The sequence below is a fragment of the Tepiditoga spiralis genome (assembly GCF_014701195.1).
Taxonomy (GTDB): Bacteria; Thermotogota; Thermotogae; order Petrotogales; family Petrotogaceae; genus Tepiditoga; species Tepiditoga spiralis.
The window spans coordinates 1,709,147-1,729,446 of sequence record NZ_AP018712.1; the positions used below are offsets into that span (position 1 = coordinate 1,709,147).

19 protein-coding genes are annotated in these 20,300 nt (G+C 23.3%); 5 read left to right on the forward strand and 14 right to left on the reverse strand.

The features are described 5' to 3' along the window. Positions 1 to 13 precede the first annotated feature (13 nt). Positions 14 to 319 (forward strand): DUF2325 domain-containing protein, encoded by a 306-nt coding sequence (locus IGS63_RS07985; protein WP_190613956.1) that lies wholly within the window; start codon positions 14 to 16, stop codon positions 317 to 319. Positions 320 to 331: 12 nt separating this feature from the next. On the opposite strand, the gene IGS63_RS07990 is transcribed toward IGS63_RS07985, so the two are convergent. Genes IGS63_RS07990 through IGS63_RS08000 form a run of 3 tightly spaced genes read right to left on the reverse strand, consistent with a single transcriptional unit; the run spans position 332 to position 2,563 of the window. Continuing rightward, positions 332 to 1,099 carry a DUF2238 domain-containing protein gene (locus IGS63_RS07990; protein ID WP_190613958.1) on the reverse strand — a complete coding sequence of 256 codons (768 nt, stop codon included), beginning with the start codon at positions 1,097 to 1,099 and terminating at the stop codon, positions 332 to 334. A gap of 48 nt (positions 1,100 to 1,147) precedes the next feature. Next, positions 1,148 to 1,858: a metallophosphoesterase family protein gene (locus IGS63_RS07995; protein WP_190613960.1), complete on the reverse strand. Its 711-nt coding sequence runs from the start codon at positions 1,856 to 1,858 to the stop codon at positions 1,148 to 1,150. A 12-nt stretch (positions 1,859 to 1,870) separates the two neighbouring features. Continuing rightward, the gene (locus IGS63_RS08000) at positions 1,871 to 2,563 is read right to left on the reverse strand and encodes a M48 family metallopeptidase (RefSeq protein WP_190613962.1); all 693 of its coding nucleotides are present in this window, start codon (positions 2,561 to 2,563) and stop codon (positions 1,871 to 1,873) included. Between the two features lie 166 nt (positions 2,564 to 2,729). Here IGS63_RS08000 and IGS63_RS08005 point away from each other — a divergent pair, with 166 nt between their 5' ends. Next, complete coding sequence (locus tag IGS63_RS08005; protein WP_190613963.1) at positions 2,730 to 5,504, forward strand: hypothetical protein; 2,775 nt, start codon at positions 2,730 to 2,732, stop codon at positions 5,502 to 5,504. Positions 5,505 to 5,573: 69 nt separating this feature from the next. Here IGS63_RS08005 and IGS63_RS08010 read toward each other — a convergent pair whose 3' ends face one another. Then, positions 5,574 to 6,287: a DNA alkylation repair protein gene (locus IGS63_RS08010; RefSeq protein WP_190613964.1), complete on the reverse strand. Its 714-nt coding sequence runs from the start codon at positions 6,285 to 6,287 to the stop codon at positions 5,574 to 5,576. Positions 6,288 to 6,376: 89 nt separating this feature from the next. Here IGS63_RS08010 and IGS63_RS08015 point away from each other — a divergent pair, with 89 nt between their 5' ends. Beyond that, on the forward strand, positions 6,377 to 6,601 hold the full coding sequence (locus IGS63_RS08015) for a helix-turn-helix domain-containing protein (RefSeq protein WP_190613966.1): 225 nt from the start codon (positions 6,377 to 6,379) through the stop codon (positions 6,599 to 6,601). Between the two features lie 19 nt (positions 6,602 to 6,620). On the opposite strand, the gene IGS63_RS08020 is transcribed toward IGS63_RS08015, so the two are convergent. The 4 genes from IGS63_RS08020 to IGS63_RS08035 all read right to left on the reverse strand — a co-directional run bounded on the left by IGS63_RS08020 (position 6,621) and on the right by IGS63_RS08035 (position 10,804). Then, complete coding sequence (locus IGS63_RS08020; RefSeq protein ID WP_190613967.1) at positions 6,621 to 7,211, reverse strand: tyrosine-type recombinase/integrase; 591 nt, start codon at positions 7,209 to 7,211, stop codon at positions 6,621 to 6,623. A 494-nt stretch (positions 7,212 to 7,705) separates the two neighbouring features. Next, the gene (locus IGS63_RS08025; protein ID WP_190613969.1) at positions 7,706 to 8,872 is read right to left on the reverse strand and encodes a P-loop NTPase fold protein; all 1,167 of its coding nucleotides are present in this window, start codon (positions 8,870 to 8,872) and stop codon (positions 7,706 to 7,708) included. Between the two features lie 97 nt (positions 8,873 to 8,969). Beyond that, positions 8,970 to 9,893: a pseudouridine-5'-phosphate glycosidase gene (locus IGS63_RS08030; RefSeq protein WP_190613971.1), complete on the reverse strand. Its 924-nt coding sequence runs from the start codon at positions 9,891 to 9,893 to the stop codon at positions 8,970 to 8,972. Further along, positions 9,890 to 10,804, reverse strand: a complete 915-nt coding sequence (locus IGS63_RS08035; protein ID WP_190613972.1) for a carbohydrate kinase family protein — start codon at positions 10,802 to 10,804, stop codon at positions 9,890 to 9,892. The genes IGS63_RS08030 and IGS63_RS08035 overlap by 4 nt, the downstream gene beginning before the upstream one ends. A gap of 75 nt (positions 10,805 to 10,879) precedes the next feature. Between IGS63_RS08035 and IGS63_RS08040 the strand changes: the two genes are divergently transcribed. Next, positions 10,880 to 11,749, forward strand: coding sequence for a LysR family transcriptional regulator (locus IGS63_RS08040; RefSeq protein ID WP_190613974.1), 870 nt, complete (start codon positions 10,880 to 10,882; stop codon positions 11,747 to 11,749). A gap of 31 nt (positions 11,750 to 11,780) precedes the next feature. Here IGS63_RS08040 and IGS63_RS08045 read toward each other — a convergent pair whose 3' ends face one another. The 6 genes from IGS63_RS08045 to aar all read right to left on the reverse strand — a co-directional run bounded on the left by IGS63_RS08045 (position 11,781) and on the right by aar (position 19,393). Then, entirely contained in the window at positions 11,781 to 13,481 is a 1,701-nt protein-coding gene (locus IGS63_RS08045) for an oleate hydratase (protein WP_190613976.1), read from the reverse strand. Positions 13,482 to 13,728: 247 nt separating this feature from the next. After that, positions 13,729 to 14,625, reverse strand: a complete 897-nt coding sequence (locus tag IGS63_RS08050; RefSeq protein WP_190613978.1) for an alpha/beta hydrolase — start codon at positions 14,623 to 14,625, stop codon at positions 13,729 to 13,731. 9 nt (positions 14,626 to 14,634) lie between these two features. Next, the gene (locus IGS63_RS08055; protein ID WP_190613979.1) at positions 14,635 to 15,834 is read right to left on the reverse strand and encodes a cyclic nucleotide-binding domain-containing protein; all 1,200 of its coding nucleotides are present in this window, start codon (positions 15,832 to 15,834) and stop codon (positions 14,635 to 14,637) included. Between the two features lie 83 nt (positions 15,835 to 15,917). Next, complete coding sequence (locus IGS63_RS08060) at positions 15,918 to 16,280, reverse strand: PadR family transcriptional regulator (RefSeq protein WP_190613981.1); 363 nt, start codon at positions 16,278 to 16,280, stop codon at positions 15,918 to 15,920. A gap of 132 nt (positions 16,281 to 16,412) precedes the next feature. Beyond that, positions 16,413 to 18,131, reverse strand: coding sequence for a M3 family oligoendopeptidase (locus tag IGS63_RS08065; protein ID WP_190613983.1), 1,719 nt, complete (start codon positions 18,129 to 18,131; stop codon positions 16,413 to 16,415). A 101-nt stretch (positions 18,132 to 18,232) separates the two neighbouring features. Further along, a complete protein-coding gene (aar, locus tag IGS63_RS08070) occupies positions 18,233 to 19,393 on the reverse strand; it encodes a bifunctional L-alanine/L-glutamate racemase (RefSeq protein WP_190616149.1) in 1,161 nt (386 codons plus the stop codon). A gap of 124 nt (positions 19,394 to 19,517) precedes the next feature. Between aar and IGS63_RS08075 the strand changes: the two genes are divergently transcribed. After that, a complete protein-coding gene (locus IGS63_RS08075) occupies positions 19,518 to 20,261 on the forward strand; it encodes a metallophosphoesterase family protein (protein WP_190613984.1) in 744 nt (247 codons plus the stop codon). Positions 20,262 to 20,300: the final 39 nt, after the last annotated feature.

Sequence of the window (20,300 nt, forward strand, 5' to 3'; positions counted from 1 at the left end):
TAGGGGGATAATTATGTGTGTTGCAATAATTGGAGGTATAAAAGGAATAGAAAATAAATACAAAACTCTTTTGAAAAAACATGGAATAAAAAAGTATAAAATTTTTAATACGATGGTTCCAGATTTTCAAAAAAAAATTAAAAATGTAGATGCTTTAATTCTTTTTACTAATACAGTAAGTCATAAATTATCTACTGTTTCATCCAAAATTTGTAAAAAAAATAATATATGTATTAAACGAACACACTCCAGTAGTTTAAATAAATTAGATGAAAAAATAAAAGAAATAAAGTTAAAATTAAACAATAAACACAAGTAGAAGAATATCTTTCTACTTGTGTTTATTATCTATAAAATTTCTTAAAGATAATCCTATTTTTTCTAATAAATCATACATATTTCTATTTTTATTTAAACGTTTTAATAAATGCCAAAATAATATTATTCCAAAAACTGCTCCAAAAGAATCATAAATTAAATCTGTCATAGTGTCAAATAAACTATTTTCTTGTGCTAATCTATAACCTGGAAAATTTTTAAAAATTAAATCAGAAGTAAATTCAAAAATTTCCCATATAGTTCCCATACTTAACGCTACAGAAAAAGTATAGAAGTTAACTTTTAATATTAAAGTTGGGATTTTTTGTCTTGAAAAAGATAATTCTAAAGATAGTATTATTGGAAATATTATAAATGCAAGCCACATTCCACCACTTAAATGTAAAAAATCATCAAAATGATCATATTTACCATAAAAATCTAAATACAAACCAAAAAAACTATGTAATGCTATTTGAATTATAGTAAATGTTTTTATTTCTTCAAAAATTAAAAAGCCAGTTGCCCATTCAAATATCCAAACTAAATATAATCCAAATATATATATTGAATATCCGAAAATATAAGGAATATTAATATTTATAATTGCACTAATTAAAGGAATAAAATTAATTATGGAAAATAATAAATTTGCTCTGTGCATTAATTTATAATATTTTTTATTAGTTGAAAATAATGTTTCTTTTAATAATATGTCTTTTGATAAATGTTTAAATATTTCTGTAGCTTCTTTTTTTATATAATTATTTAATTTTTTCATATAATACCTCCTAAATGTTTCAGTAGAAAAAAATTCCATTTTGATAAGTTATGAATTAAAAAAAACTTTTTTTATAAAATTTCTTTCTGGAACTTCTCTATTTGTTAATTCTTTTAATACATAATTTTTGTTATAAAAAATTTTATGATGTGTAACTTTAATTTCTTTGTTTTTATAGATTTCAATTGATGTAAATGTTGTAAAACTACTTTTAGTACATCCAAGCGAGCCTGGATTTATATATCTTGTTTTATTTATTTTAATATCAGAAAAACAATGATTATGTCCATAAAAAATAATATCTGAATTATTATTTTCAAATAATTCATTTAGTAAATTATAATCATTATTTAATTTTTTAAATTTATTATTTTTACGAGCATAATGAGTAAAGAAAAGATTTACTCCATAAAAATTTTCATTTATAGTATAAGGTAAACTTTTTAAAAATTCTTTGTTTTCGTTATTTAATTGTTCAATTACCCATTTTTGATGAATTATTTCTCCTTTAGACATGTTTTGTGGAACTGGATTCATGTTACTTAAAAAATAATCTTCATGATTACCCTTTACCATTTTTAAATTTTTTATTTTAGAAATTTTATCAATACATTCTTTTGAAAATGGACCTATAGCAATAGTATCTCCGAGATTATAAATAAAGTCATAATTTTCATTTTTTATTTTATTTAAAATGGAATCTAATGCTGGTAGATTACCATGAATATCTGTAAATATAGCTATTTTAACACTTTTCACTATTATCACCTGCTATAAAAATAATCTATTTCCATTTTCTTTTAACCACTTTCTTTTTATTTTATAATCTTTTATATAATTACTAACTTCATTCCAAAAGTTATTAGAATGATTTGGATGAATTAAATGACACATTTCGTGAACAATTACATAATCAATTATTTCAATTGGCGCCATTATTAATTTCCAATTAAAGGTTATTTTTCTTTTTTTAGGATAACATATTCCCCAAGCACTTTTTAAATCATTTATTCTGATTTCATTTATGTTTTGCTTAAAAAAATTATTATAATAAGCTACTTTTTTATTAAATAGATTTAATGAATTATTTTTATACCATAATTCGATTATATTTTTTTTATTTATATTTTTAATTTTTTTATTTATATATAAGTTTAAGTAATTATTAAATAACTTAATATTTGTTTTATCACCATAAATTATATTTAATGTATACTCCTGTCCTAAATATAAAAAAAATTCTCCATTTTCATAATTTTTTTCTCTCTTATAATTATTTAATTCTAATTTTTTTATTATCCAGTCAGCCTTTTTGTATAATATTTTTTGTACTAAATCTATATTTAAATAAATTGGTGAATAAACTATTACTTCATTTTCTTTTATAATTATAGACAGATTTTTTTTATTTTTCTTTATTAATTTATATTTTATGATTTGATCTTTATAATAAAATTCATACATTCTATGATCCTCTTTTCAATATATTCAAAATCATTATAACATAATAATTTTAAAAAATATATATAATGTTTTTTATATCATAACCAAATATACTCTTCAATTAAAATAAAAAGAAACATATTTTTGATATAATATTAATATCTAATAGTATAAGGAAGTGATTTTTATGCGAATAAGAAATAACATTTCCAGTACTATAAATAATAGTGATTTTCAAAAAAAACTTTCAAATATAAAAAAATTGTCTACTGGATTAAAAATAAACAATGATAAAAATCTTCAAATTAATCTTTCAAAAAATTATTTGAATAATAAAAGTAATTTAGATCAATTAAGTGATTTTATTCAAATAAATCAAAATGCCCTTTCTAAAAAAGATATTCTAAATAAAAATACTTATTCGTTAAATTTAAAACAATCTGACCTAAATAATGCTTTTCAATTTTCTACTAATTTGAGTTTATTTAATACTGACACTAAAAACTTAGAAAAAAAATTATTTGAAACAAAACAATTAATAAATAATTCAAAATATTCTAATCTCTCAACAGAAGATATAAAAAATAAATTAACTCAAAATATAAGTTCTGAAAATATGAATGATATTAATAATATACTAAAAGATTTAAAAGGAAATTCAACAACAACGAGAAAATTTTTGGAGGGAGCATTATCGTTAATTGCTGGTAATTCAGATCAAATTGGAGAATATCTCAAAGCAACAGAAAATTTACAGGAAAATAATTATAATAGTGATGAGTTGAATAAATTTTTTGATACAACAAAAAATATTTCATTAAACAAACAAAATAAAGTGGAAGATTTTTTATCATTATTTAATGATACTGAAATTTATAAAAATAAAGATACAACAAAAAAATTTTTAGACATATCTAATACATACAGTTCATTATATGAAGGTCAACAAGCTTTAGCAAGTGTGTTTTATACAACTAAAAAACTATTTAATGGTAATATTGATAACTCTGCATTGAATAATTTTTTAAATTTTGTAAATCAAAACAAATACAGTATAACAGACATTTTACCGCAACTTGGAACAACTCTTACAGAATTAGATACCAATACTCAAAGAAAAAATATAATAAATACAACAAATACTTTAAAAAATGATTATTTAGATGAAAAAGTAATAAATAAATTTTTACAAAAGGTAGTTGAATGGAAAAATGATTCAAATTTAGAAAATGTTGTAAATACAATTACTAAACTCGATAATCCTGAAAAAGCTGAGTTTTTGGTTGCATATCAAAATATAAAAGATAATACGAGTTTAAAAAGTAATTTTTTAACTACTTTAACCAAAGTACAAAACTATGAAAATAAAACTAACATAGTTAGTGTTACGCCATTTTTAGCTTATTCAGCAGCATTATCAAAAGAAGATACTAACACGCTTTCAAATTATATGAATGACGTAAATAATTTTGTAAATGATAATAATAACAATACAGCAATTCCAAATACTACCAACTATGCAATTGCTGGAATATCTACTTATATGAATGATACAGGTGATGTCAGTGCAAGTTCATTTGCTACTCCTTTAAATTTAGGACAACCAAATGAAAAGACAGGTGTTTTTTCTCAAACTATAAAAATATTAAAAAATCCATTTGAAGATACAAATGCAGATACAGCACAAATTTCTATAACAGTAAATTACAACGAATTAATTACTGGAGGAGATCTTGAATCTGTTGCAGAAGCAGTTGTTACTGGAGGAACTAAAACTGCAGCAAAACAAATTGCTAAAGAAATTGTCAAAGCAGGAGTTAAAAAAGCAATTGGATATATATGGGATGAATATGGAAAGGAAATAGAAAATACTATAAAAAATAATGTGGTAGAAAAAAATAAAACTTTATCTGATTTACAAAATTCATTGAATGAATTAAAAGATGGGAATAATTCAGTTACTGTTGAATCAATTGCAAATGAGTACAATTTAACTAATGAAGAAGTATACTTATTAGAAAATGCAAATGATTTTGCAAGCAGGTATGGATTAAGTTTAGAAGATTTTACAAATTTTGATCCAAAAAATATTTCAGACTTAAATAGTAATTTACAAGGATTTAGTGGAGATTTACAAAAAGACTTATTAACCTGGGGATTTCAAATTGCACATGATTATATAATGGGTTCAGATAGTGTACCTGAAAAAGAAGAAGATATATCTATAAATAATGTAAATATGGATTTTTCAAAAAAATATACTGATTCATCTACTACTACTACTACTACTACATCTAATAATGGTAAATTTGTAGATTTTTCAAAAGGATATGCTGAATCATCTAAGGAAACTAAATTTGCTGTTGATTTAATATACGCTGGATTAAATCAAGGTGTTTCAGCTTCAAATAATTTAACCTTGGGAGTAACTTATACCGATAAAAATGGAATTGAACAAACAGAAACAAAAAATGTTATAAATGGAGATCCATTTGATTTTGCATTTGGAATTTTTGATTATTCAAATGGAAGGAAAACATTTAATTTTAATGTTCCACTCACTAATGAAGCAAATGATTTTACAATTACTTTGAATGGTAAAGCAATATCAACCGTAACTACTTATGGATGGGCTTCTTCAACAATTAAAGGAAGTATTGAAAAAGTAGAAATAAATACAAATGGTCAAAGATATACTGGCATAGATGATATTAATCAATTATTACCAACAAATTCTGATATTCCAGAAGAAATAAAAAACCCTGAACCAGATACTAATAATTTATATTCAAAAATAAAATCCTCTATAAATAATATAAACTATAAATACAAAGAAATTCAAAATATAGATTTTAAAAATGAATATGAAAATATGTTAAAACATCAACAAATTATGGTTTCTTCAAATTATTTATTACAACAAGCATCAACGCCAGGATCAGTTTTGAATTTATTACAATAAATACGGAAGAATAATTCTTCCGTATTTTTAATTGGTGGATAAATTATTTTTATTATGCATAGTTAGAATTTAAATTTTTCCTTTTAAAAATTTTACTCTAAGTTCTTTGTCAAATTTTTCAATTGCATATCTAAGCATTGTTCTTGGCATATTTTTATAATGATCTTTTAAAAAATTAAATTCTACTTCAAAATTTCGATTTCCAATTTCTCTCAACATCCATCCAACTGCTTTATGTATTAAATCATGACTATGATTTAATAAAATTTTTGATATGTTCAATGTATCTTGAAATTGATTATTTTTAATAAAGTATTGAGTAGTTATTATACTAATTCGTTGTTTCCAAAGATTATTTGAATTAGCATAATTATACAATAAACTTTTATCTTTGTTTAAAAAATATGGTCCAAGAATTTTTGGAGCAGAAGAATCAACTAAATCCCAATTATTTACTTTACTTATTTTATTGATGTACAAATCTACAATTTTTTTGATCTCTTCATTATTATCAGATTTTTCAAGTTTATATGTCAATATAAATAATGCAGTAAGTCTAATTTCATGGAATTCATTATTTAGCAATACTTCAATATCCTTTAGAGTACAAAATTTATAATATTTTTTAGCTATTTTTCTTTGTATTGGAACCGTAATACCTAAAAACATATCTCCTTCTCCGTATCCTCCTGGAAAAGATTTAAAGAATTGCTTTGAATGTTTTGCTTTTTCAATATTTGTATTATTTTTTAATTCAGTTACTAATTCAACTGTACAATTCATAAATTCACCTCATATTTAATACTTCAATATATTTTATCATAAAAATGGATTAAAATTTCCTATTATAAAAGAAAAAGGTGATTTTGTTGATGCTGAAATTTTTAGATCAAATGAAAATTACCAAATTAGCGACGGATTATGAGGGGAAAATTTTAATTTATATAGAAAAGAATAAAAAAATTACTACAAAAGAACTTAAAAAATTATTTAATATTAAAGACACAAGAGCAAAAGAAATTTTAAAAGAATTAATGAATAAAAATTTAATTGAAAGAAAAGGTAAAGGTAGAAATACTCACTATATTTTAAAGTAGGTTATTAATAACCTACTTTTTATAAATTAATTATATTTAAATAAACATCATCGATTTCTTGTTGAGTTATTCCAATATATCTCAATGTTATTCCAGGTGAGGAATGATTAAATATTTTTTGAATTAATTCTAAAGATACACCATTTGTATAAGCATGATAACCAAAGGTTTTTCTTAAGGTATGCGTTCCAATATTTCCTGTAAAACCTGCAAGTTGTGCATATGTCTGTAAAAAATCCCATACATATTGTCTTCTCCAAGGAGATGCTTTAGATTTTGTTCTATTTGAATTTGATTTAAAGATGTGTTCATCATATTCAATATTTTTTAATTGTTTTTTTAACTTATTAAGTGCTTCTTTAGCAGCAGTGTTTAAAGGAAATACTTTTGTTTTTCCAGTTTTCTTTTCTTTTATACGTAGTTTGTCTGTTATGTTATCTGAATCATCCAATACATCATCCCATTTTAATAATAAAATATCAGATATTCTCAATCCACTATTTATTCCAACTACAAATAATGCATATTCTTTTATTTTTTCATGTTTTAGCATTAGTCTTTTTATTTTATTTATAATTTTAACATCTTTAATTGGATCTACATAATTCATGAGCTCACCTCTTTTATAATTTAAAAACTATTATACAATATATATTATTATATAAATTATATATTTGATTATATTAACTAATAATTATTATAAAACTTATTTTATATATACAATGTATAGTTATATTTATAATGTATATAAAATATTTCCATAAAAAATAAAAAGAATTATAAATGTTTTTTGATTTTTTATCCCTCTATTTTTTATAATACATAATATCATTATATCACATTTTTTGTCTTCTAAAACTTTTTTATAAAAAAATAGAAAATATTTTTATTCTCTATAACTCTTTATTTAAGCATATTTAATTATTTTCTTTTAGAAGACACAATGCACTTGTGTCTTCTAAAAATAACAAGCTTTAAAAATCGTTTTTAAGACGTTTATTTTTTTCACTGCGTATAATTTTATATAAAAACTAAAAATAATTGCTTAAAAAGCTTTTTTTACATTGCAGAAACAAAAATTAAAATAAATGAAACGATTATTGATTAAATATCGAGTGCATACAATATTTTCTTTGGGATATAAAAAATTCCATCTTTTTCTTTAATTATATTTTCATCTTTTAGTCTATTTATATATGTATAGACTGTTTGTTTTTTTAAACCTTGTTTTTCCAATTTTTTTACAATATTATTTTTTGTATCGCTTTTATTTGAAATTTCTTTTATTAAAATTTTTTGATTTTCTGTAAGTGTTTTATTTATTTTAAAATACTGTCTTACAATTTTTTTGATTTCTTCTTTTGTGGTTTTGAGATCTATAATATTTTTTTCTGTATTATTCAATATAATTTGTTGAGTAATCCAAAGTGCGTCTCTTGGATTTCCTTCACTATAATCTGCTATTTCTTTTAATGAGTCAGGAGATATAAACTCTGGATATTTTTCTAATCTTTTTAAAATCATTTGTGAAATATCAATATTTTTTAAAGGTTTTAAAAATATCATATCTTTAAAAATATTTTCTAAGTTTCCTGTTTTATTCCATTTCATTCTATCGTTTGTATATTCTCTATATATTGAAAATGGAAGCGATATAAATACTATTAACTCTCTTTTGTTTAAAATATGTTTTAAAGAATCTAATATTATTAATATTTCTTCTTTTTTTTCTTTATCTAATTCATCTATAATTATCAATACTCTTTTGAATTCATTTATTAAAACGTTTACAAGTTTTTCTAAATATTCCTGAATTGTGTATATATTATATCTTTTATACTCAGTTAAATTTTTAGAGTAATTAACTTTAATTATTGCATTTGTACCAGTACTGTATTCCATATTTTTAGTTTTTTCATTCAGTATAAATTCTTTTGCTTCATTTGCAATATTTTTAGATTTTTTAGATTTACTCTCTTTTAAAGTTAATAGTGATAATTTATACAAAAAATCTATAATAATGCTTTCTTTACTTTCTTTTTCTGAAATTAAAATATTAAATTTTTTTAAATTGCTTTCATCAATAAAATTCAGAGTTGTTGTCTTACCAACACCAGTTTCGCCACAAATACCGTATACGCCAAGAGGTTGGTAATAAATTATTTTATTGATATAATTTAAATCATTTTTTCTATTAATCATATATTTTTTATCTTTTAAAGGTTCATCATATAAATTTGAAATTATATATCTTATTTTTTCATTTTCCATAAAAACCTCCATTGTGACCTATGTGTTTGCTGTATAATTACTGTGACTATAGTATTATTATAACATATATAAATAAAAAAACGTCCTTTTGGACGTTTTAATCTGATATTTTATGTAATTCAATAGCTATTTTTGCACCAACTTTAGCATTATTGTATACGAGTTGTATATTTGATTTTAAACTTTTACCTTCTGTTAGATCTTTAATTTTAGATAATAAAAATGGAGTAACTTCTTTACCAGTTATACCTTTTTCATCTGCTTCATCTAAAGCGTCTTCGATAGCTTTGTTTATTATTTTTGAATCCATTGAATATTCTTCTGGTATAGGATTTGCAATTATTGCTCCACCTTCTAAGCCTAAATCCCATTTTACTTTAAGCATTTCTGCAACTTCTTTTGGTGTATCTAATTTATAATTTGCTTTTATACCACTTTTTCTTGAATAAAATGCAGGAAGTTCATCTGTTCCAAAACCTATTACGGGAACTCCGAAAGTTTCAAGATATTCCATAGTTAAATTCAAGTCGAGTATTGATTTAGCACCAGCTGAAACAACCGCAACATTGGTTTTAGCAAGTTCTTGTAAGTCAGCGGATATATCAAATGAATTTTCTCCACCTCTATGAACTCCACCAGTGCCACCAGTAACAAAAACTTTTATTCCAGCAAGGTTTGCACATATCATTGTAGAAGCAACGGTTGTTGCTGCATTTAATTTTTTAGAAATTATTACTGGTAAATCTCTTCTACTTGCCTTTAAAATATTTTTTTCTTTTCCCATAAATTCAAGATCTTCTTCATTCAATCCTATTTTTATTCTTCCATTTATTATTGCTATTGTTGCAGGTACAGCACCTAAATCTCTTATTATACTTTCAACATTTTTAGCAGTTTCAACATTTTGTGGATAAGGCATACCATGAGAAATTATTGTCGATTCAAGAGCAACAATAGCTTTATTTTCTTTTATACCTTGCATTACTTCATCTGAAAAATCTAAATATTCTGTTAAATTCATTTTACTACCTCCCTATAAAATTTATTATCGAGTACATCCTTTGAAAGTATTTCCGAAACACTATTTTCTGATTCTAAAGTTATTACAGAAGTACATTGGCCAAAAAGAATAGATTCGTCAATGCTCTTATTATTATATAATCCATAAACAAAGCCGGATAAAAACGCATCTCCTGCGCCATTTGCATCTTTAATATTTGCTTTTAATGATTTATAATGTTTTTTATTCTTAAGGTCAAATATACCATTTTCTCCTAGAGTAATTATTATATCACATAAACTATCATAATTCTTTATTTCTTTTAGTTCTTCAATATTTTTTATATCTTTGTTAAAAAATGAATTGAATTCATATAAATTAGTAATTATATATTGTATATTATTTTTTATATTATATATTTTTTTAGCTTTTTGTATAGAAACTGTATTTAATATTAATGTTCTTTTATAATGTATATTTTTATATACAATATATTTTAAAATTTCTTCATTTAAATTTGTATCTAAAATTATATATTTAGAATTAAAAATATTCTTTTCATTTTTATCTATATATTCTTTATTTAAATGATCAATTGAATTCATATCAGATATTGAAACAAGCATATCTTTATTGTCTACTATTGATAAATATATACCAGTTTGTTTGTTTTTTATTGTTTCTATAAAATTTGTATTTACTCCATACTTTTTAGTTTCTTTTATTACATAATTACCAAAAAAATCATTTCCTACAATACCAAACAATTTCACAGGAATATTTAATCTACCCAAGTTTTCAGCTATATTTCTTGCAACACCGCCACAACTAAATTTTATATTTCCAGGATTAGAATTTTTCATTATAATATTTTTTGAAAACCCTTTTATATCAACATTTATTCCGCCAATAACGCTAATTATAAGTCTCACCAGCCTTTTCTATATATCAAAATTTTATCATAATTTTTTTACAATATTATGATACAATTAATTAGAGGTGATTCAATGGATCTATTACAGTTAAAATACTTTAGAGAATTAGCTTACTCACAACATATGACAGAATTAGCTGAAAATTTACATATTTCACAACCATCGTTGAGCATGACTATTGCAAAACTTGAAGATGAATTAGGAATAAAATTATTTGACAGAGTAAATAGAAAAATAATTTTAAATGACTATGGAAGAATTTTTTTAAATCATGTCGATGTTATATTTAATGAGCTATCTTATGCATTAGAAGAAATTAATGAATTGAAAAATATGGAAAATAAAAAAATTATTCTTGCAACTACAGGAACAACTTTTCTAACAAATATTATTATTGATTTTTTAGAAAGTAATTCTGAAATAACGATAAAACAATCACTTGTAGCTTATGAAAAAATAACAGAACTTTTAGAAAAGGGAGTTATAGATTTTGCTATAACTCATCCATTATTAAATAATAAAAATATTGAAAGTAAAGTATTAATTGAAGATGATATTTTAGTTGTTGTTCCAAAAAATCATCCTTTAGCTCATAAAAAAGCTGTAAGATTGGAAGAATTAAAAAATGAACATTTTATAAATTTAACAGAGCATTATGATTTTAGAAAATTAACGGACAGTATGTTTGAAAGATCTGGATTTAAGCCAAATATTATAATTGAAGGAGAATTTACATTAATTGAAAGGATGCTAAAATCAGGTCTTGGTATTAGTATTATTCCAAGAACTTTATTAAACTTATATCCAAATTTCCCTGCAAAAACACTTAAAATATTAGATCAAAATGAAAAATGGTCCATTGGTTTTTCTTGGTTAAAAAATAAATATATGAATGAAAATTCTAAAAAATTTAGAGATTTTGTTCTTAATTACTATAAATAAAGAGGAAAGTCAATGACTTTCCTCTTTGATATTATATTAAACCATCCATTGATGTATCTTTTAATAATTTTTTTATTATAAATTCTCCTGGTAAAGGTCTTCCACTATACATAGCTTTTGTTGCATTAGCCATAACTCTTATATCATATTGACTAGGGTATATTTCAGGTGGATTTTTTTCAAGTTCAAGTAATTTATATACAGCCATTATTGCTGAACGAACTGAATATTCAACTGTAAATACACAATCATTTGGTATTTCTGCATATTGACCTAAAAATGCTAAATTTTTACTTGATTCTGGAACAACGTCTGGTCTATCTCCTTTTACTCTTGGCATAAATTGACTTGTTATATAAGGCATCATTGCAGGAATTACTATTGAAGAATCTATGTATTCTTGCATATCCTTTTCATCAATACCAAAATGGTATAATAATTCTTGTAGTAATTCTTTACCTGTACATTCACTCATTTTTTTGTTAATAAAGTCTCCTTTATTATCTGGGAATAAAGCATAAGCCCATAATACAATTACATCTTCTGGTTGATTTTTAAATTGAGGTTGTCTATTAACAGTAACACTCATTAACCAATTTGAATCTTTTATTGTAATAATTCCACCCGTTACAGTTCTATGTGGCATTATTTTTCTTTCGGCATATTTTTCAATTAATTCTTTCATTTTTGGACCTTTTGCAGTAATTGTAAATGATTCCCATTTTGTTTTATCTACATCACTACAAAAAACTTCAGGTTTTCCAAATAATGGATCTTTTTCTGCAATTTTTTTCCATAATTTCCAAACAGGACCTAATTCTCTATTTAATACTGGAGCTTTATCCATACTACCTAATGTTGAATTTTCAGTCATAGAACCATTTGTAAAAAATACCAAATCATCTGCAGTTGTTTTAATAAATTTTTCTTTTCCATCACGAGTTAAATGAATTCCTAATACAACTTTTTTTCCATTTATTTCTTCTATATCTAAATCAGTAACTTGTGTTTTCTTATTAAATACTACATCTTGAGATTCTAACCATTTTTGAAGTGGTAGAATCATTGAATCGTATTGATTGTATTTAGTAAAAACTAAACCATCCATTTTACTCATTCCAGGCATTAAATGTATAAATCTATGCATATATCTTTTCATTTCAACAACACTATGCCATTCTTCAAATGCAAACATACTTCTCCAATATAACCACATATCAGTTTCTAAAAATGATTTATCAAAAAATTGTTCAACTGTTGTTGCTCCTAATGCTTCTTCAGTTGCAAGAAATAATTTTGTAAGTTGTTTTACATGATTTTCGCTTAATCCAAGAGTTGAAAAATCAAGTTTTTCTCCACGATTTGCTATTACTCTACAATTAGAAAAGTTAGGATCTATATCATTTAATTCTTTAAATTCATCCAATACAGTTTTTGAAGGATCTTCTAATGAAGGTACCATTCCAAATAATTCCCATGTACATTCGTAATGTTCTTCCATTTCTCTTCCACCACGTGCTACATAACCATTTTCTGCATCTCCAGCTCCATCCATTGCACCACCAAAGATATTACCTTGTTCTAATATGTTAATATTTTTTCCAGGCATATGACCATCTTTAATTAAATATGCAGCAGCAGCTAATGATGCAATTCCACCACCAATTAAATAAGCTTTTCTTTCTTCAATATTTTTAGGTTTTTTAGGATTTATTTTTTGATAACTACCCATAACTATCACCTCACTATTTTTAAGTTCATAAATAATAATACACTGTTTTATTAATAAAGTAAAATATATATTTAATTATTTATTTATAAGTTTTTATTTATGAATAAGATAAATAATTTATTTTAAAAGAATTGTATATAAAATAAGGTCTTAAAAATAGTAAGGAAGGATAGTTTTTCTTGATATTAAAAATTGCATTTTATGTCAGGTAAAGTTATATATATAATAAATAACCTTTTTCAAAAATTTATATATTGTTGAAAAAGGTTATTGTTTTATTAAATATTCTTTTTTTAAATAAATACGAAGTTAAGTGACCAGATGGGATACTGTAAAGTTCTTTTTTACATTGTAATCTATTATATAAATCCATTGTTGATTTTTTTGGTATAAAAATATCAAATAATGCTCTAAAATTAATTGTTGGAGATTTTATAAACTTTGCAAAAGTAGAAGGATCATATTCAAAACAAGGCATTGGTGCTTTGTCTATTTCAATATTTGAATTACTTAAAGAATTTATATATTCATCATATTTTTGATGAATTTCATAACATCTTTTTGGATTACATTCTTTATTTTCTTCATATTGAACTCTTAAAGTTTTAGTGACAAAGCTTTTCCAAGTTATATAATAAAAGTTTCCACCAGTTACAGCAAGTGATAAACCTTTAATTTCATTATTTATTGCAGCAGACATTAATGAAACAAACCCACCAAAACTAAAACCCATTAAATATATGTTGTTTGAAAAAGTATTTTTTAAATAGTTTATTGAGGTTAAAGCGTCTACAATTGAGTGTTCAAATCTAGATCTTAAAACTTCATTTTTGGTTGTAGATAAAAATAATTCACCACTTTTATAGCCTTCTGGTGTTCTTTCAAAGTGATAAGGAAGTATCATCATTGCTGCATTATAACCATTTTTTGCAAATTGTTCAGGAAACCATTTTAAATATTTTAAATTATTTGTTCCCAACCCATGTATAAACAATAATGTTTTATTTGAATTTGCATTATATTTATACAAAACAATTTTGGATGATTCTTTAAATTCACATGGATAATTTGATTTTAAAATAGTTTTTCTATCATTTTCTTCAATTATTGATGGAGAATATGAGTAATTTTTTACAAAATACATAAAATTCACCTACTTTATATGACCTTCCGGATCTATTTTCATATTTCTTTTTAAAGTTACATCTATAACATCGCTAATTTTTACATTTGCAAATCTAGATAATTCATTAATTGTCATATTTGCATTTATAAATCTGGTATAAAAATTATTAAAGAGTTCATTAATTCTATTATAAGGGTCTAGTTTTAATATACTATCCATTTTTAAAGTATTTACAATTCTTTTTAATTGGTTTTGTATTAATTTTAAACCAAATTCTGGACTTTTTTCAAAAGTTTCACTTAAAGTTTCTTTAGAAAATTCTATAACATCAAATGGTTTATCAGAAAAAACGGTAGCTTGTCTTTTTCTTTCATTAAATAATGTTGCTTCTCCAAAAAACTCGCCATTTAATATTACAGCTAGAATATTTTCTTCTCCTTCAGAAAAACGCGCAACCTTTACACCACCTTTTAACAATAAATATCCAATATCTTTAGCTCTGTCTCCTTCTACAATTAATACAGTTTTTTTAGGGACGTGCAATCCATATTTTCCATATAAATCATAAAATGCATTATTTTCTTTGTTAACTAAAGTCTCAAAATAATTATATGATAATCTTTTTTTTGAATCTTTAGAATAAACTCTGTGCAAATATTCTTTCCCAAATTGTGGATTTAATTTATATTTTAATATACTTTTCCAAATTTCTAACTCATCATGCATATCTAAATCTAATTTTCTTACATCAATTTTTTCAAGTTCTTTTGCAGCATCTTCTAATTTATTTTCTCTATAATATTTTTTCATTATTCTATAATGAAGTATAAAGTCATTTTCTCTAAATGTATATCCTTTATATATATTAGAAAAAGTTTCCATAGCATTTCCTGGAGAAATATTTGGAGAAATTATTTCATCAACAAAATTCAATCTAAATGTAATTGATTTAAAAATTTTTAAAAGTAATTTTCCATATTCTTTCATTTTTAATAAATTTTCAGGAGAAACAGAAACAATTTTAGCTCCTTTTAAAGCTCTTACAGTTTCTACAGCGGGTATTTTTAATAAAGCCCATTCACCAACAGAACCTGAATCTTGTTTTTTTATTTCATCATTAATTTCAATTTCAATTATTCCATCTTTAATAAAATAAAGTTTATCAACTTTTTGACCTTTTTCATAGAGGGTTACATCTTTCTTTAGAACTTTTATTTCTGATTGCATTAAAATCCCTCCTTATTTTTTTATCATTTAAATTATACCCTAAGAATATTTTTTATCAAAATTAAAATATAAATAGCACAGAATTAATTCTGTGCTATTGTATTATATTTTTTTTCATATATTTCTATTGTATTTTTTAATCCATCCATTTCTTTTTTTATTTCAGATAAAAATTCTAATCCTTTATCAGTTATAGTATAAATTTTTCTTGGTGGACTATAAGTTGTATCCCAATTAAAAGTTATAAGATCATTAGTTTCAAAATCACTCAAAAATGTATAAATTCTTCCCATGTTTCCATTGCCTATTAAAGTAATACCAAATTCTTTTAATCTTTCAACTAATTCATAACCATATGAAGGCTTTTCTGCTATTAAAAGTAATATTATTGATGAAAGCCACCATCCTTTTCCACCTAAGCCTCTACAATTTCTTTGTTGTCTCATGATAACCTCCAAAAACTATTATATAAAAATATTATATAATATAAAACTTTATTTGTCAAATAAAAAGAATAAATGGAATTATTTCCATTTATTCTTTATTATGTATTATGATTTATTTTTATAATAATTCATTTATAATGATTCAGCTTTTTCAATTTCTTTTTTCATAAATTCCATTAATTCTCCTATATACTTTTCTGAAAAATCAAACTTTATTCCAGCTGCTCTATAAAGTTCACTAACAGGCTTAGTATATCCAAGTTTTAAGAAAGCTTCATATTGTTCAACAGCTTTTTTGCCATTTTCTTTAAAGTTTTTATAAATAGCTAAAGCTCCTAATTGAGACATAGCATATTCTATATAATAAAATGGAACTTCAAATATATGTAATTGTCTTAACCATCTATTTCCTTTTTCTTCATCTAAATTTGTCCAATCAATATCAGTATTAAATCTATCCATTAGATCTTTAAAATAATTTGTTCTTTCATCTGCCGTGTGATCTGGATTTAAATATATCCAATGTTGAAAGGCATCTACTGTCATTACCCATGGAAGAACATCTAATGATCTTTCAAATTGTTCTAATACAGCTTTTTTTATATCTTCTTTATCTGTATAATATTCATTTAAATAATCTAAAGTTAATAGTTCCATTGACATAGATGCAAGTTCAGCAACTTCGCTTGGTGTTTGATGATAATAAGAATATGGAATCCAATTCATTGAAAACGAATGCATTGCATGTCCTGATTCATGAAGTAGAGTTCTTACATCTCCCTGCATACCAATAGCATTCATGAATATAAATGGAGCACCTGTTTCACTTAAAGGATAATTATATCCTCCAGGAGCTTTTCCTTTTCTATTTTCAAGATCTAAGAAACCTGAATTTTTCATTTTATTTAAATTTTCACCAAATTCTGGTTTTACATTATGAAGAATTTTTATAGCACTATTTATAAATTCTTCTGTTGTTTCAAATGGTTTTAAAATTTTTCCATCTGGATCTACTGTTGTATCCCAAGGTCTTAATTTTTCTACATTCAATTTTTTTGCTTTTTTATTGTTTAAATCTTTTAAAACAGGAAGAACTACTTTTTCTACTGAATTATGAAATTCAATTAGATCTTCTGGAGTATAATCGAATCTTCCTTTAGCTTTATGCATATAATCTCTATAATTATCAAAGCCTGCATTTTTTGCTATTTTTATTCTTATTTTTTTTAATTCGTCAAATAAATTATTTAATTCTTTTGCTTTTTCATTTATTTTTTCTGCTCCAACTCTCCAAGCTTTTTCTCTAATATTTCTATCAGGATCTTTTAAATACTTTCCAAGTTGAATTAAAGTCATTTCTTTTCCATCAAATTCAACTGTTAATTTTGACATTATTTCTGCATATTTAGTTGTTAATTCATTTTCTTTTATTTGAAGTGGTATGTTTTCTTCCCTAAACATTTCAATTTCATTTGCTATTATTTTTTTCATTAATTCAAAATCCTCTGGGAGATTTTTAAAGTATTTATTGTTGTATATTTTTTTATTAATTTCAAAATCGTATTTATTACTTGGAGATACTACATTTGCATAAAAAGTATTAAAATCTTTTGAATATTCTTCTTTATCTGCAAATCTTGTCATATTAATATATTTCCAAGCCATTTCTTCTGATAAAATATTATTGAACTCACTAACTTTTTTTATAAACTCTAATAATTCTTCTGTTGAATTAATTTCTTCGTCTAATAATTTTTCAAAAATACCTTTTACAGTTTCGAAAGAGTTTAAGTTGATATCTTCTGGAAAAAACTTTCTTTTTGGTTTAACAATTTTTTCATCTGTATACATAATTTCACCCCTTATCTCATATTTATAAAATAATTATAACTCTTTTAACATTTTTTTATCCATGACTTTTGTCATGGTTTTAAATAGTTTGATATGTTAACTTAAATATTTTTTAAAGCATTATTTAAATCATTCATTAAAAGTTCTGTGTTTTCTAAACCAACATGTATTCTTATCAATGAAATATTTTCATTGTTTGATAATTCATTTTCTTTAAGAGTTACTGCATAAGGTATTATTAAACTTTCATATCCTCCCCAGCTAACAGCTCTTTTGAAAAAATTTATACTATTTGTAAACTTAATTATTTTATTTAAATCTCTTGTTTTAAGTTTAAAAGATAATAATCCAGAACCACCTCGCATTTGTTTTTTTGCTAATTGTATTTGTTTATAATCTTTATCAAAAGGATATAAAACACTCTCTACTTTTTTATGTTTTTTTAAAAAATTAACTATTTCCATGGAACTTTTATAATGTCTTTCCATTCTTATGTGTAACGTTCTTAATCCTCTTAAGATTAGCCAAGCAACAAATGGATCTGGAACTGTTCCAATATTTTGAAATTCTGTTTCGAAAATTTTTCTTATATCTTCTTTTTTACCAATAATTATTCCAGCTACTAAATCAGAATGACCTCCAAGATATTTTGAGGCTGAATGGATTACTATATCTATACCATAATCTATTGGATTTTGAAAAATTGGTGTTGCCCATGTATTATCAATAATAGTTTTTATACCATGTTTTTTTGATAAAGTAGATATTTCTTTTAAATTTTGCAACTTAAAAGTAAAGGTGGTTGGACTTTCTAGATATATAATTTTAGTGTTAGGTTTTATAGCATTTTTTATTTCAATAATATCATTACCTTCAACATATGTATGGGATATATTAAATCTCGAAAGATAATTTTCCATTAATTTTTTTGTCCAACTATAAGTATCTTTTACACAAATTATATGATCACCAGACTTAACAAAAGCTAAGATGCTATTTGAAATAGCGGCTATGCCTGAACTAACTAGCTTTGCTTTTTCTCCATGTTCGAGTTCGGCAAGTTTTTTTTCTAAAATATTTACTGTTGGATTGTTTCCTCGTGTATATATATAACTATTTGGTTCATCTAAAAGAGCATTCTTAAAATCTTTAAAATTTTTGTAATTAAATATAGATGTCTGAAAAATTGGGGGGGTTACAGATCCAAAACTTAATTCATTTTCTTCTAAATGATGAAGTATTTCTGTAATATCTTTAATTATTTTTCACCTCCAAATTATATTTAATTTATTTTAAAATTTTTTAAATTAAAATGCAAAGTTCATAAAAATTAATTATATATAATAATCTAAAAAAATCTTTTATAATTAAAAGTGAGGTAAAAAAATGATAGCTTCAATAAGTGATATACATGGATGTTATGAACAATTAAAAAAAATATTAAATCAACTTTCCAAATTTAAAATTGAAAAGACTATTTTTCTTGGTGATTATATTGACAGAGGAACAAAAGTAAAAGAAACTTTGGATCTTATATTGGATTATTCAAAAACAAATAAAAGTATTTTTCTTCAAGGAAATCATGAAAATATGGCAATAGATTTTTTGTATAAAAAAAACTTATACAATGAAGGAGTTTGGTTTAAAAATGGGGCAAAGGAAACATTGAATTCTTTATGTAATTCTTATAATAATGATTATATTAAACATATTGATAAAAAATATATATTTTTTTTAAAAAGTTTAGAAAATAATATTTATTATGAATATAGCAATTATATATTTGTACATGGTGGAATAAGAGATTTTAAATTAAATATTGAAGAACAAGATTTAAATTGTAAAAAGGAAAATGCTATAAAAAAACATTATTCGTATTTGTGGGTTAGAGAAGATTTTCTTAAACAAGAAAAACCTTATAAAAATAAAGTAATAATTCATGGACATACTCCAGTATTTTATTTAACTAATTATGGAATAAAACCCAAAAATATTTATGAATCATATTATAAATATTCAAAAGATCAAGATCTGATTTCAATTGACATAGATACAGGGTGTGTTTATGGTTATTCGCTTTCTGCTTTATTGATTGAAAATAATAATTATTATAATATTAGTATTCAGTGATTTTTATTTTTTTTTTAAATATAGTATAATTTAATTGAA

Excerpts from the sequence above, each read along its gene's own strand:
- IGS63_RS07985 (WP_190613956.1), top strand. The coding sequence starts at position 14 with ATGTGTGTTGCAATAATTGGAGGTATAAAAGGAATAGAAAATAAATAC.
- IGS63_RS07990 (WP_190613958.1), bottom strand. The coding sequence starts at position 1,099 with ATGAAAAAATTAAATAATTATATAAAAAAAGAAGCTACAGAAATATTT.
- IGS63_RS08000 (WP_190613962.1), bottom strand. The coding sequence starts at position 2,563 with ATGTATGAATTTTATTATAAAGATCAAATCATAAAATATAAATTAATA.
- IGS63_RS08005 (WP_190613963.1), top strand. The coding sequence starts at position 2,730 with ATGCGAATAAGAAATAACATTTCCAGTACTATAAATAATAGTGATTTT.
- IGS63_RS08010 (WP_190613964.1), bottom strand. The coding sequence starts at position 6,287 with ATGAATTGTACAGTTGAATTAGTAACTGAATTAAAAAATAATACAAAT.
- IGS63_RS08015 (WP_190613966.1), top strand. The coding sequence starts at position 6,377 with ATGCTGAAATTTTTAGATCAAATGAAAATTACCAAATTAGCGACGGAT.
- IGS63_RS08020 (WP_190613967.1), bottom strand. The coding sequence starts at position 7,211 with ATGAATTATGTAGATCCAATTAAAGATGTTAAAATTATAAATAAAATA.
- IGS63_RS08025 (WP_190613969.1), bottom strand. The coding sequence starts at position 8,872 with ATGGAAAATGAAAAAATAAGATATATAATTTCAAATTTATATGATGAA.
- IGS63_RS08030 (WP_190613971.1), bottom strand. The coding sequence starts at position 9,893 with ATGAATTTAACAGAATATTTAGATTTTTCAGATGAAGTAATGCAAGGT.
- IGS63_RS08040 (WP_190613974.1), top strand. The coding sequence starts at position 10,880 with ATGGATCTATTACAGTTAAAATACTTTAGAGAATTAGCTTACTCACAA.
- IGS63_RS08045 (WP_190613976.1), bottom strand. The coding sequence starts at position 13,481 with ATGGGTAGTTATCAAAAAATAAATCCTAAAAAACCTAAAAATATTGAA.
- IGS63_RS08050 (WP_190613978.1), bottom strand. The coding sequence starts at position 14,625 with ATGTATTTTGTAAAAAATTACTCATATTCTCCATCAATAATTGAAGAA.
- IGS63_RS08055 (WP_190613979.1), bottom strand. The coding sequence starts at position 15,834 with ATGCAATCAGAAATAAAAGTTCTAAAGAAAGATGTAACCCTCTATGAA.
- IGS63_RS08060 (WP_190613981.1), bottom strand. The coding sequence starts at position 16,280 with ATGAGACAACAAAGAAATTGTAGAGGCTTAGGTGGAAAAGGATGGTGG.
- IGS63_RS08065 (WP_190613983.1), bottom strand. The coding sequence starts at position 18,131 with ATGTATACAGATGAAAAAATTGTTAAACCAAAAAGAAAGTTTTTTCCA.
- IGS63_RS08075 (WP_190613984.1), top strand. The coding sequence starts at position 19,518 with ATGATAGCTTCAATAAGTGATATACATGGATGTTATGAACAATTAAAA.